Raw genomic sequence first — 14,138 nt, 5'->3', positions numbered from 1 at the left:
CTTAGTCACTTTTTAAATCCCGCATATATTCTGAAGGCGATTTGCCAAACTCTTTCCTGAATACCCGCGAAAAATAACCCTGGCTTTGAAATCCGCTGCGGTAAGCCACTTCATTAAAAGGTATCACTTCATGTGTCATCAGTTGGATGGCTTTCTTTAAACGGATAGTTTTAATAAAATCGCCGATAGACTGATCTGAGATACTTTTAATTTTTTGATAAAGTTTACTGCGGCTGATATAAAGATGATCGCACAGAAAATCAACATCCAGGTTGGGGTCTTCAATATTGCTTTCTATTAGGTTTAATAGTTTATCAATAAATTCCTTGTCTTTTTCGGTATGTACCAGTTCTGTGGCCGATGTCAGGTAATCGCGCGTGTACTTTAATTTAAGTTTTTGGCTTTGCTGGAAAAGATTATGTACGGTTAGCAGCAGCAGATCGATACTGAAAGGTTTGGCGAAGTAAAAATCGGCCCCCGATGTCATACCCTCTATTTTGGTCTCCAGCGCGTCTTTGGCAGATAGGATAATGAAAGGTATATGGCTAGTTTCAAATTTATCTTTGATCATTTGGCAAAGCTCAATTCCGCTCATGCCGGGCATCATCACGTCGCTGATGATAAGGTCGGGCGAACGCTCGGTTGCCATTTTAATGGCTTCTTCACCATCCCCGGCCTCAACTATAAAATAGAATTTCTCCAGTGCTTGTTTCAGAAAAGCGCGAAGCTCGGCATTGTCATCTACCAGCAAAATATGTTTGTCCAGTTTTTCGGTTAGCGGATTTTCATTTGCAGTGTTACCCGGCATTGGCGACAGGGGTAAAACATCCGTACGTTCCAGGCGCGATGAAATATGCTCATCCGTCCCCGCGTATTCCTCGCCACTATAATTTTCTGCGCCCCAAGGCAAGGCAACCAGGAACTGTGTGCCTTCGTTACGCTCGCTGTAAACCGAAATATCGCCTTTGTGTAGGATAGCAAGCGATTTAACCAATGCCAGGCCAACGCCCGAGCCAAGGTGATTGGTGCCAATTTGATAATACCTGTCGAATATATTACCTATCGATTCGCGGGATATGCCGATGCCGGTATCCGCTACCAGGAAGTAAACATACTTGCCGGCACGATACTGGTCGTTGATCAACTGGAAGCCGGCGTTGAACGATGGTTGAAAATCATCTTTATCAAAAAATATCCGGAAGGTAACAGTGCCGCCGTTATCAGTATACTTAAGGGCATTGCTTAATAGGTTGAACAATATTTTTTCCAGTACCTGCGCGTCGAAAAAGTTAGAAGGCTCCTGGTGCCCGCCGGGCAGTTCATCATGATCAAACTGGAAGCTGATATTTTTACTAAGCGCCAATTGCTCAAACTCGCGGAAAAGCCCCTTGGAAAAATCAAGGATATTGAGTTTACGAACCTGAAGTTTGATAGCGCCATCAGCCGTTTTTTTGAAGTTCATCAACTCGTTGATGAGGTTCACCAGTCGTTTTATATTGCGGAACATTAACTGGAAGGAACCGGTTAACGAGCGGTCTGTGTGATTATTCAACAACGTTTCCAGCGGACCTAAAATTAGGGTGAGCGGTGTACGTAACTCATGCGATATATTGGTGAAGAATTGTAGTTGCTGCTGGTAAAGTATTTCTTTTTGCTGATGCATTTCTTCGCGTTTGGTTTCGTTCACCGCGCGTACAGCCAGCTCGCGTTTAAGTTGGTACCAGCGTGCCTGGTAAATATAGATCCATGCTAATCCGCCCACGGCTAATAAGAAATAAACTAATTTGGCGAATGTAGATTTCCACCATGGCGGGGTTACGGTTATAGCTACGGTAGCTTGTTCGTTAGTCCAAACGCCGTCAGGGTTTGTCGCTTCTACTATAAATTGGTAGTCGTCATAATCCAGGTTGCTATAAAAAGCGCCCGGATTGCTGCCATTAGTATATTTCCAATCGGTATCATAACCAACCAATTTATAACGATAACGGCATTTCATGGGGTTGCCAAAATGCATGGCACTAAACGATAGCATGAAGTTATTTTGCTGGTAATCAAGCTCAAGGTTTTTAGTGTAGGTGATGATCTGCGGCAGGCAGTTTTCGCCCGAATCGGGTTGATCATAGTGCGGCCTTTTGTTATTAATGAGCAGATCGGTTAAAATAGGGTGTACCTTTTGGTTTGAAAAGTTGATGACAGCCGGATCGAAATAATTCAAACCGTTTGTGCCCCCAAAGTAAAGCTTACCATCAGTAGCTTTGTACGAGGCGCCTACTTTAAAGCTATTGCCCTGTAAGCCGTCATTTTTATCGTACCGTGTTAGTTGGTTAGTCTTGGGATCTAAGCATAACAGGCCGTTACCGCCCATCCAAATGCGACCGGAGTTGTCAATCTCCAAAGCTTCCACATCATTAAATACACCCATTTTTGCAGTGTAGTATTTAACTGTATAGGTGTTGTGGCTTTTTAAAGTCAGCTTATTTAAACCGCCGCCAATGGTACCAACCCAGTAAACGCTGTCGTTTTGCTTTCCGATGGGATAGGTGTAATCTGAACTTAAGCCTTTGCCCTTGTTGGCCCTGTAATGGTAGCTTTTAAGTATTTGCCCGGCTTTGTTCACAAACAATCTTGTTAACCCATGTGTGCTGGATACAAAAAGTTCGGGCTTTTTTTCGTCGGGTAAAATAAAATAACCCTCGCCATAATATCTTACCTGTTTGGTGTTTTGCTTATCCGTCCAGATCACACCATACCTGTTTACGTGATTGCCAAACCACATATTGCCAAAAATATCCCGGGCGATTGTTTCTATAGAGTATTTTGGGAAATTGTTATACCCAGCCGGCCTCATCAGGGTTTCACGGTTGGCACTGATGATATTGATGCCATCAGCCGAACCCACCCACACATTACCCTTATCATCCAGCGCCAGCGATAAAATGTTATTGCTGTTGATGGCGATTGCCGTGTTTCGATTATAAACCGTGTTGCGTTTAGATTGGTAGTTATAAAAATTAAGGCCATTTTCGGTACCTATCCACAAGCCTTTACCGGGCTGCTCTAAAATACAGCGCACATTACTGGCACTTATGGAGTTTGCATCCGCATCACGATGTTGGAAGGTGAGGAATTTTTTCTCGTTCAGATCGCGATAGCTAACACCGCCACCGTAAGCGCTTACCCATAAACATTGCGAACGATCGATAAACAGATCGGTAATTGAACGGGTGCGCAGGCCAACGCCCGGTGTTTGGTTGGTCACCACTTGTAATGGCTGCAGGTTATCATCAAGGTTGATAAGGCCTGTGCCGCCATTGATCCAGTAATGGCCGTTATTTTCTTCGCCTATCTGTACCATATTCATACCATCGGGATTGGTGTAAGTATGGCTTACCTCATAAACATCCTTGCCGCTTTGTTTAATAGCGTATAGCCTGTTATTGCGGCTTATTAAAAGCTGCCGTCGGCGATTGATGTGGATGTGTGAAGCCCCTCCATCAGGTAGACCTTTGATCTGCAAGCGCCTGAACGTTCTGTTTTTATCTAACAGGAATACGCCGGTACTGCTTGCCAGAAGGATGTTTCCTTTATCGTCCTGCCGCATATCCTCAAATTTGATGTTGCCGGGAATGGTTAATGGTCGTTGTACCAGTCGCTTATCCTTTATTTCATATAAACTAAGGTAGCCGTCGGAAAGGTTGTAGATAAGGTTGGTTTCGGCTTTTATAAGTTTAACGAAAGTGGGCTGGTTGTTTACACCCTCTACGGGGAACTCGGTATATTTTTCTGTTTTTGAATCGAACTGTTGTAAGCCCCCTTCGGTACTTACCCATATCAGGCCATTATTATCCGGCAGCAAATATTTAACACGGTTTTTATAGGCGTTTTGCAGGGGCTCATTACTATTATAATAGCGTTTAACATTATACCCGTCAAGCCGGTTTATGCCAAACAAAGTGCCTATCCATATATATCCCTTGGCGTCCTGTATAATGCAGTTAGCATCGGTATGCGATAAACCTTCATCTACAGTAATATGATTGAATTGATAAGCGAAAGGTTGTGCCGAGGCCTGGTAACCGATCAATAAAAGGCTGCACAAAAGTGCATAGTATAAAAAACGTTTCTTCCGAAACGCGCAGGCATAAGGTATGTGTTCAACTGAACTCATTTATAGGTGTTTTGGTTTCACGGCCAGCCATCCATCAGGCAATAAGATCAGCAAGCCACTGGTTTATGCTACAAAATTATCCTTTATAGCCAATTAAAAGCACGTTTATACAGATATACACTAAAGTGCAATAAATATGGATAAAAGTGCAAACATGTGTGCGCGCTTATGGAGGTTATTTGTGTCAACCATTTATAAACGCTGTTCCGTCATTGCCGTCACGGTTATGATGAGGTGCAACGTATTTAGTTATAAACCAATACCAATACGCATGAATAAACACATTTTGAAATTGCAGGGAGGGAGGGGATTGTGATGGACTAACAGCTACTTAACCTTATGATGCTTTAGCCAAAAAAAGACCAGGAGCAGGTGAGAGTGCTCCCGGACTAGTTCCTTTCGGCTTTAAAGGTCAATAACCGATTATTCATACAACCAATTATTACTAACCTTAATCAAATGTATAAATTTTCAATTGCATCCCCATGCAAAAGGGATCGTGGTATCCCATTAAAATTTTTGCGGATTACAAAACTTACGATCCTGCTTATAGCGGTGGCGTTGCTTCAAACCAGCGCGGCCACCTCCATATCAATACTACATAAAACTACAATAGCGCAGCCACCAATAACCGTTACCGGTAAAGTTGTTGACGAAAAAGGCCAGCCTGTGCCGGGCGTTACCGTAAAGCTTAAAGGCAGCGATGTTGCAACCCTGGCTAACGGGGATGGTAATTACTCTATAAAATTGCCAAATACCAGCGGTACGCTTGTCTTTTCATTCATAGGTTTCATTACCCAGGAAATTGAAGTAAGCGGCGATAAAGTGGTAAACGTAACTTTAAAAGAAGCCAATACATCGCTTAATGATGTGGTTATCGTAGGTTATGGTCAGCAGAAAAAGATCAGTACCACTGCTGCTATCAGCACCGTAAAAGCCGAAGAGTTAAAACAACCCGTTGCTAACCTGACCAACTTGATAGCAGGCCGCGTGGCAGGTATTATTGGTGTTCAGCGTAGCGGTGAGCCCGGTTATGATGGTGCCGAGATCTATGTTCGTGGTATATCAACCTTTACCAACAGTAAACCATTAATATTAGTTGATGGGGTAGAGCGTGATTTCGCTAACGTTGACCCCGAGGATATCGCTTCATTCAGTATCCTGAAAGATGCGTCGGCAACGGCGGTTTACGGTGTGCGTGGCGCGAATGGCGTTATCATCATCGAAACCAAAAAAGGTAAAATAGGTAAACCGTTGATCAATGCCCAGTATGACCAGGGTATCACCCAGTTTACTAAAATACCTCAGTTTGCTGATGGTGTTACTTATATGAACATTGCCAACGAAGCCTACAAAAACAGTAACCCTAACGATCCGAACCCGAAATACACTGCGGATAGGATCCAAAAGACAGCCAGCCAGGTTGATCCCGACCTATATCCTAATGTAAACTGGTTTGATATTTTGTTCAATAAATTCGGTCAAAACCGCCGTGCGCGTGTAAACGCTAACGGAGGTTCGGAGAATGCGCAGTATTACCTGTCAATGGGGTATTATGATGAGAACGGCTTGTTTAAAACCGATGGTTTAGCCAATTATAACTCGGCCATTAAATATACCCGTTACAACTTTACATCAAACCTTACTTTAAATGTAACCAAAAGTACAAAAGTTGATTTTGGCGCCTCGGGCTGGATAAGCAATGGTAACTATCCGGGTAGCTCAACCGCTTCCATCTGGAATTCGGCATACATACTTCCGCCGATATTGATCCCACCGGTATACTCAAACGGGTTGAACGCGCAGATACGTACCGGCGATATTTTAAACCCTTACAACCTGCTTACCCAAAGTGGTTACGTAAACGAGTTTAGAAGTCAGTTATGGAGCAACATCCGCGTAACGCAGGATCTGGGTTCGATATTGAAAGGTTTATCAGCTACCGCGATGTTCTCTTTTGATAACCTGAACACCCACACCATAAACCGTACAAAAACGGTTGACGGTTATTTGGCCAGCGGTAGGGATGCTAATGGTAAACTGATATTGGATAAAACCTCGATTGGTACCAGCTTCCTGGGTTACAACCGTGCAAACGGCGGTACCAGGCAGTTTTATACCGAGGCGGCTATCAACTACAGAAATAACTTTGGCAAGCATAGCGTTACCGGTATGGTACTGTATAACCAGTCGGATAAAGAGGATGCTTTCGCGGGCGATTTCATCGCTTCTATACCATACCGTTACATGGGCCTGGCCGGTCGTGCTACTTATGCTTATGATAACCGGTATTTGTTTGAAGCCAACTTTGGTTATAACGGTTCTGAAACCTTTGCACCAAATCATCGTTTTGGTTTCTTCCCTTCATTTAGCGGTGGTTGGGTGATCTCGGAGGAGCAGTTCTTCAAACCATTAAAAAGCACAGTATCCTTATTTAAATTGAGATACTCGTACGGTGTAGCCGGCAATAGCAATATTGGCGGCCAGCGTTTTGGTTACATAAGCACAGTAGGGGGCGGTAATGGCAGTTATACTTACGGCCAGGGTGCTACCAACCAAAGCATCACCGGTTTGGATATTGGCCTTTATGCCGTAAATGTAACCTGGGAAAAAGCTAAAAAGCAAAACTTAGGTTTGGAGCTGGGCTTTTTAAATAACGATGTTACGTTAACGGTTGACGCGTTCCAGGAAAATCGTACCGGTATTTATCGCCAGCGTGGCGATGTGCCTAACAACGTAGGTTTGCTATCACTACCTAACGCCAACCTTGGCGAGATCCACAACCGTGGTATCGATGCATCACTTAACGTAAATACACGTTTGGGCAGCGATTGGTTCCTGGTATTCAAAGGTAACTTCACCTACAATAATGCCATCAATATAAATGATGCTAACGCGCCATGGCCTTATCCTTGGCAGCAGCGTATTGGCCGACCGGTGGGCCAGCGTTTTGGTTATACCGACCTGGGTTTATTTACATCTGATGCCGATGTGGCCAACAGCGCCTACCAAACAGGTACCAACAAAGCCGGCGATATTAAGTACAAAGACTTAAACGGCGACGGTAAAATTGATACTTATGACCAGGGCCCTATTGGTTACGGCAGCATGCCGCACATTGTATACGGTTTTGGCCCTACTATCAGCTATAAAGGCTTTACCTTATCAGGCTGGTTTAAGGGGATAAGCAGTGTTGATATATCATTAAATGGTGATGGTTTCCAACCATTTAGCCAGGGTGGCGAGCGCGGTAACCTGTTAGCGCAAATTACCGATCACTGGACACCGGGCACAACCAATCCTCGTCCGTTTTATCCGCGCCTTACTTACGGTAATGATAATATGAACTATGCCAACAGTACCTGGTGGGTTAAAAATGGTGCTTTTATGCGCTTGCAAACTGCACAGTTAAGCTATGATTTTAAAGGTTCTAAATGGTTATCACATGCCGGTATGTCAAACATGAGCATCTATTTTATTGGCTATAACCTATGGACGCTAAGCAGCTTTAAATTATGGGACGTAGAGCTGGGTGATGGCAAAGGCGCACAATACCCAATGCTTAAAACCTATAACCTGGGCTTAAAATGCACTTTCAGATAACAGCTATATAAACTTAAAATATTATGAAAAGTACAATCATAAAATACAGCAGTGTAGTGCTAACAGCAGCACTACTGTTTAATACCGGCTGTAAAAAATACCTTGATCAGGTACCTAATGACCGTGTTACTATTGAACAGGTTTTCCAAAAGAAGGGCCCTTCAGAGCAATACCTGGCTAACGTGTATAGTTACGTTGACGATATATCGCAGCAATGGGATGGCGGTAACAACCATAACCCATGGGTAGGTAATTGTGATGAGATCGATGTCACCTGGTCAAAATACCCTATCTACGCGTTAAATATCGGTAACATCAGCGCCGGTAATCCATTGTTTGACAGATGGGGCTATTTTTATAAAGGTATCCGTTCGGCTACCTACTTTATGAACCATATTGATGGTAATGCAGAAATATTGGCATTAAACGGCCAACAACTTATCGACCAATACAAAGCAGAAGCAAGGTTTTTACGCGCTTACTATTACTTTTTGTTGATGAAGCAATATGGCCCGGTGATTTTAGCAGGCGAAAAAGAAATACCTGCCGATGCTACCGCCGACCAGATGCAAATACCACGTAGTTCGTACGACGAGTGTGTTAACTATGTAAGCAGCGAATTGGATAAAGCAGCCGCGGTACTTCCGCTGATACCGCAAAGTAATGGGCAGCCAAGTGATGTGGAATATGGCCGTGCAACCAAAGGTATGGCACTGGCTGTTAAAGCAAGGTTACTGCTTTATGCGGCAAGCCCTTTGTATAATGGCAATACAGACTACTCAGGCTTTAAAAACCAGGATGGCAAAGTGCTGATCAACCAAACTTACGATCAGCAGAAATGGAAAAAAGCGGCCGATGCTGCCAAAGCGGTGATTGATCTAGGTATTTATTCTTTGTATAAAGACCCTTCAAATGATCCGCAGAAGTCATACAACGGCGTATTCCTTACCGGATGGAATTCGGAGCAGATCTTTGTTAGAAAAACCAATAGTTTAACTACCTGGGATGTTCACTGTATACCAAGGCAAGCCGGTGGCTGGAATGGTATTGGTGTAACCCAGGAGCAGGTTGACGCTTATTTTATGAACGATGGCCGCACTATTTCAGAGTCGCCACTTTACACCGAAGTTGGTTTCACAACACAAAATGCGGTGCAGGTATCAAACATGTATGTAAACCGCGAGCCAAGATTTTATTGCTCTGTAGCATACCAAAATTGTATTTACCAGGGCGGTAACATGAAAGCTGCCGCGGCCCTGTCATTTTACGCAAGCGGCCCTAATGGTAAAAACGGCCACGCTACCGACTGGACAAAAACCGGCTACCTGGTGCGTAAAAACGTAGGTATGCAAACTAATAATGGTTCGGGTGGTAATGGTACCCAACAGACACGTCCTTTGGCACTATTCAGGTTGGCCGAAGTATACTTAAACTATGCCGAAGCGCTGAACGAGTACGATCCGGGTAATGCTGATATTTTGAAATATGTAAACCTGATAAGAGATAGGGCTGGAATACCGCAATACGGTTCGGCGGGTTTACCTGCGCCGTCAGGCCAGGCAGACGTTCGTACACGTATCCGCCAGGAACGCCGGGTTGAACTGGCTTTCGAGTCGCAACGTTGGTTTGATGTTAGGCGCTGGAAAATTGCCGGCCAGGTAATGGGCGAAATGCACGGTATGGATATCAATAAGGACGATAATACTTTTTACAAAAGAGTAGTAGCATCGCAGCATATCTTCCGCGCACCGGCGTCATACTGGTTCCCGATAAGCCAGTACGATATGGACCGCGCCAAGCTGGCTGTTCAAAACCCGGGATGGTAATTAATTTGATAATCAAATAAGAAATTAAGCATTATGTTCACTAAAAATATTTCAAAGTATACCCTGCTTTTAGGCATAGCAGGAAGTGTAGCTTTGGCGGGATGCAAGGATACTTTGCCTTTGCCTGATCAGCCAATTGACAGTTACACCAAAGTTTATATGCCACAGGCTGTAAATCCGCCTACGCTCAGGCTTTTTAAAATAAGCGATGCTCCGCAGACATTTACTTACGGTGCTGTCTACGGCGGTTACGGTTTCCCTACGGAAGATGTACCGGTAACCTTCAAGGTTAATACGGATGCTGTTGCCACTTATAATACGGCAAATGGCACCAATTATCCTATTTTGCCCGACGGAACTTACACATTATCTGGCTTGAGTGGTAGTATAGCAAAAGGTGCCGTAGGCACGTCGCCGTTTACGGTTACATTGAAAACCAAAGGTGCAGGCGCTATGCCGGCTTTAACAGACTACATTTTACCAATAAGTATTGTTAATACAACGGTAAAAGTTAATGAGGCTTTGCGTACGTCCTACTTTTTGGTGAAGGCGCAGCCCGATCTGGCCGATTATCCTAACTATGACCGTAGCACCTGGACTATCCTAAGCTTTTCATCGCAGGAAGCTAACGGTGAGGGTGCCAATAACGGTCGTGCTATATTTGCTTTAGATGGTAAGAACGATACCTTCTGGCATACGCAATGGCAAGGCGCATCGCCGGGCCCGCCGCATTACCTGGTTATTGATATCGGTTCAACAAAAGTTTTCCATGGCTTATCGTTCCTGGGTCGCCAGGCCGATGGTGGCGGCAAACCAAACGAAGTTAATGTGCAGATAAGCGAGGATAATGTTACCTGGGTAAACGCGGGTACCGTTAACCTGGCTAATAACAAAAACCTGCAGCAGGTATTTTTTAAGGATGGTTTCGGTAAAAACTTCCGCTATTTTAAAATGACGATCAATTCGTCATACGGCGGCGCTTACGCGCAGGTGGCCGAATTGAATGCATTCTAATACTCAAAAATGGTCGGTAGGGGCAGTCTTACCGGCCATTTTTATTTAAAACGTAAACTTGCTTGTAAATGAAATTGCGCGGCAAAAAGACAGGGGCAATAATCCTCCCAAAAAGTGATACCAATGCCGGGCAATCAATGACAACGTTTGAGTAAATAAATGTCACTATTGTTGGTGATACTAACTACGTACTGTAAAATCTTTTATATTTTTATATCCCTGTCTGTCAATTTAAATTAACATGAATACATCTGTTTTAAGGAGAAGCGGCGCCAAACTTATAGGTGCGCTTTTTTTGATTTTTTGCTTTAAGATAAGCGAAGCCCAGGTTATGTACGCCATGCCCTTAACTGCTAAGGATACGGCAAAAGTACCCACCGAAATAGAAGATCCTGAAAATATCGGTATCAATAAAGAAGCGGCACACGCTACCTTAATGCCTTATGCAACTTTGCAGGAGGCTTTAAAAGCCAAACGTTCTGCTTCAACCTTATCGCGCAGTCTTAACGGTATGTGGAAATTTAATTGGGTGGCCTGGCCGCAACAGCGCCCGGTTAATTTTTATAAAACAGATTACGATGTATCAAAATGGAAGGACATCAAAGTACCTTCGTCTTTCCAGGTGCAAGGCTATGGTACGCCTGATTATAGCAACTTTACGCTGATATTTCAAAGTGATTACCCGAGGGTGATGACCGAGCCGAAGAATCAAAAATACGGCACCCTGACCGAGCGTAACCCGGTAGGCAGTTATCGCCGCGATTTTGATGTGCCGGCCAACTGGGTGGGCCGTCGCGTATTTGTGAGTTTTGACGGGGTAGATGCCGGTTTTTTTTTATGGGTGAACGGCAAAAAAGTAGGCTACAGTGTAAACAGCCGTAACGTTGCCGAATTTGACCTGACCAAGTATGTGCACGCCGGTAAAAACACCATTGCCGTTGAGGTTTACCGCTTCGTATCCGGCAGTTATTTAGAGAACCAGGATATGTGGCGCCTGAGCGGGATATTCAGAAATGTCACCCTATGGAGTGCACCACAACAGCATATCCGCGATTTTTCTATCAAAACCGACCTGGACGCGGTGTATAAAAATGCTGATGTAATTGTTCATACTAAAATTAAAAACTACGGGACTACAGCAACTAAATCCCGCCAGGTAAACGTGGCTTTGTATAATGGTTCGGTAGCGGTTAGTGGTGCCAGCGCTAAAAAAGCATTGCCTGCTTTACAGCCCGGCGAAGAGGTTAATGTGGAGCTTAAATTCCATGTAAACAACCCACAAAAATGGACTGCCGAAACGCCGAAGCTATATACCTCGGTAATTACATTAACCGATGGTGCAAATACAATTGAAACCATGTCGGCAAAAACCGGCTTCCGCGAGATAGAGATCAAGGGCCGTTTGTTTTTGGTGAATGGTGTGCCTATCAAACTAAAAGGCGTTAATCGCCACGAAAACTGGCCCGATGATGGCCACGCCATTACCGAGGCGCAAATGGTGAAAGATATTCAGCTCATTAAGCAAACCAACAGCAACCACGTACGTACCAGCCATTACAGTGACGACCCGCTTTGGTATGAGTTATGCGACGAATACGGTATTTATTTGGTGGCCGAAGCTAATGTGGAGTGCCACGCGCAGCAAAACCAGTTTAATGAAGTACCTACAATTCAAGCCGCGATAGTTGATCGTAATGTGGCCAACGTGCAAAACTTTAAAAATCATCCTTCGGTGGTTATTTGGTCCTTAGGTAATGAAAATGGCCGTGGTGGTACCAACTTTCGCGCCGCGCTAAAAGCGATTAAAGAAATTGATGACAGGCCAACCCACTACGAAGGTTTTGGTACAGGTAAAGACAGAGAGGGTAAAGACAGAAACCCGGCGGATATTGACAGCCAGATGTACACCAGCACCCCAAACCTGGAGAACGCTGCTAAAGATGATAAACTAACCAAGCCGTTTTACCTGTGCGAGTACGCACATGCCATGTTTAATTCGATGGGTTCGGTTGATCTTTACAATGACTTGTTTGATAAATACCCAGCTCTACTTGGTGGCGCTATTTGGGAGTGGCAGGATCAGGGACTGTACAATAACCGCGATGCTAAGCATCCTATCATCGCCTTCGGTGGAGGTTTCGGCGACTACCCGAATGATCATTACTTTATTCATAAAGGCGTGGTGTTTTCAAACAGAACACCTAAGCCACATTTCCCTGAGTTGAAACATGCCTACCAATGGATCACTATTAAAGCAAAAGATATTAAAAGCAAAACCTTCAGCATAAAAAACCGCTACCAGTTTACTAACCTGAGCAGCTTTACCGCTAAATGGGAGTTAAGTGAGGATGGTGCGGTTATATCATCAGGCAACCTGTTGGCGGGCTCTGTAAACCCGGGGCAGGAGAAGGATATTAAATTACCTTACGTAATTAAAGCTAAAGCAGGAGCGGAGTATTTTGTTCGTGTGTTCTTCCAGTTATCAACCGATAAACTTTGGGCTGCAAAAGGCTTTGAAGTAGCTTCGCAGCAGTTTGAATTGGGTGTGCCGGTGCCGGCTGTGGTGGATAGGTCGCAAGGTGGCAACCTTAGTTTAAATGATTCAAAAAATGATATTAAAATAAAAGGCAATGGCTTTAGCCTGGAGTTTGATAAAGCCAAAGGCACCTTCATCAAAATGGAAAAAGCTGGTGAGGATTTGCTGCGCGATGGCGGCGGCCCGGCATTGCACCTGTGGCGTGCCCCACACCAGACAGATGATATGTGGGCCTACCAAAACTGGGTTAAAAACGGCCTGAAAGAACTAAGCTGGACGGTTGACGAAGTAAGTACTACACAACCTGCGCCTAATGTTATACAAATAAAAGTAGGCTTAACCGGCAAAGGCGCGCAAAGCTTTTGGGTTAAACACCAGGCCCTATATACCATCAACGGAAAAGGAGAGATCAAAGCTGATAACGATGTAAGCTTTAGCGACCCTAAACTGGTATTGGCCAGGATGGGCGTACGCCTATTGCTGGATAAAAAGCTGGATAAATTTGACTACCTGGGCCGCGGCCCTATGGAAAACTACGCCGACCGTAAAAGCGGTTTCAATGTGGGCCATTACAGTAGCAGTGTGTTACAACAAATGACCGGCTATGAAAAACCAATGGAGCAAGGCAATCATGAGGATGTACGCTGGGCAAACCTCACTTCTGCTAAAGGAGCGGGTTTACGCATCAAACAAGTTGATTCGTTATTACAGGTTTCCGCATTACCTTATAGCGATGAAGAGATGGACCCGGTTGAATACAAGATCGATCTGCCAAAAAGTAAAGGTACCGTGCTTTGCATCAGCCATAAAACTTTGGGGGTAGGCTCAAACGGCTGCGGTCCGCGCCCGCTGGAGCAGTACCAGGTGTTTGCTAAACCCGCTTCGTTTAGTTACACCATAACGTTACTGGAAAAGAAATAATCATAAACACCGTAATAAGTTGGCAAAGCCCGGCAGAAATGCCGGGCTTTTTGTTTTTGAACGCAAGTAC

At 44.4% G+C, this 14,138-nt stretch carries 5 protein-coding genes; 4 read left to right on the top strand and 1 reads right to left on the bottom strand.

Annotation, left to right across the window (positions count from 1 at the left end):
- Position 1 precedes the first annotated feature (1 nt).
- On the bottom strand, positions 2-4,168 hold the full coding sequence (locus AC59JT_RS09610; RefSeq protein WP_497398168.1) for a hybrid sensor histidine kinase/response regulator transcription factor: 4,167 nt from the start codon (positions 4,166-4,168) through the stop codon (positions 2-4).
- Between the two features lie 519 nt (positions 4,169-4,687).
- Between AC59JT_RS09610 and AC59JT_RS09605 the strand changes: the two genes are divergently transcribed.
- The 4 genes from AC59JT_RS09605 (at position 4,688) to AC59JT_RS09590 (ending at position 14,068) form a co-directional block, all read left to right on the top strand.
- Positions 4,688-7,771: a SusC/RagA family TonB-linked outer membrane protein gene (locus AC59JT_RS09605; RefSeq protein ID WP_497398166.1), complete on the top strand. Its 3,084-nt coding sequence runs from the start codon at positions 4,688-4,690 to the stop codon at positions 7,769-7,771.
- 23 nt (positions 7,772-7,794) lie between these two features.
- Positions 7,795-9,597, top strand: coding sequence for a RagB/SusD family nutrient uptake outer membrane protein (locus AC59JT_RS09600; protein WP_497398165.1), 1,803 nt, complete (start codon positions 7,795-7,797; stop codon positions 9,595-9,597).
- A gap of 33 nt (positions 9,598-9,630) precedes the next feature.
- The gene (locus AC59JT_RS09595) at positions 9,631-10,611 is read left to right on the top strand and encodes a BT_3987 domain-containing protein (protein WP_497398163.1); all 981 of its coding nucleotides are present in this window, start codon (positions 9,631-9,633) and stop codon (positions 10,609-10,611) included.
- A gap of 241 nt (positions 10,612-10,852) precedes the next feature.
- Positions 10,853-14,068 carry a glycoside hydrolase family 2 TIM barrel-domain containing protein gene (locus AC59JT_RS09590; protein ID WP_497398161.1) on the top strand — a complete coding sequence of 1,072 codons (3,216 nt, stop codon included), beginning with the start codon at positions 10,853-10,855 and terminating at the stop codon, positions 14,066-14,068.
- The last annotated feature ends 70 nt before the right edge of the window (positions 14,069-14,138 follow it).

This window comes from Mucilaginibacter sp. A3364 (genome assembly GCF_059690715.1).
Note: the sequence above shows the minus strand (reverse complement) of the source record. Positions and strands in the feature narration are given on the sequence as shown.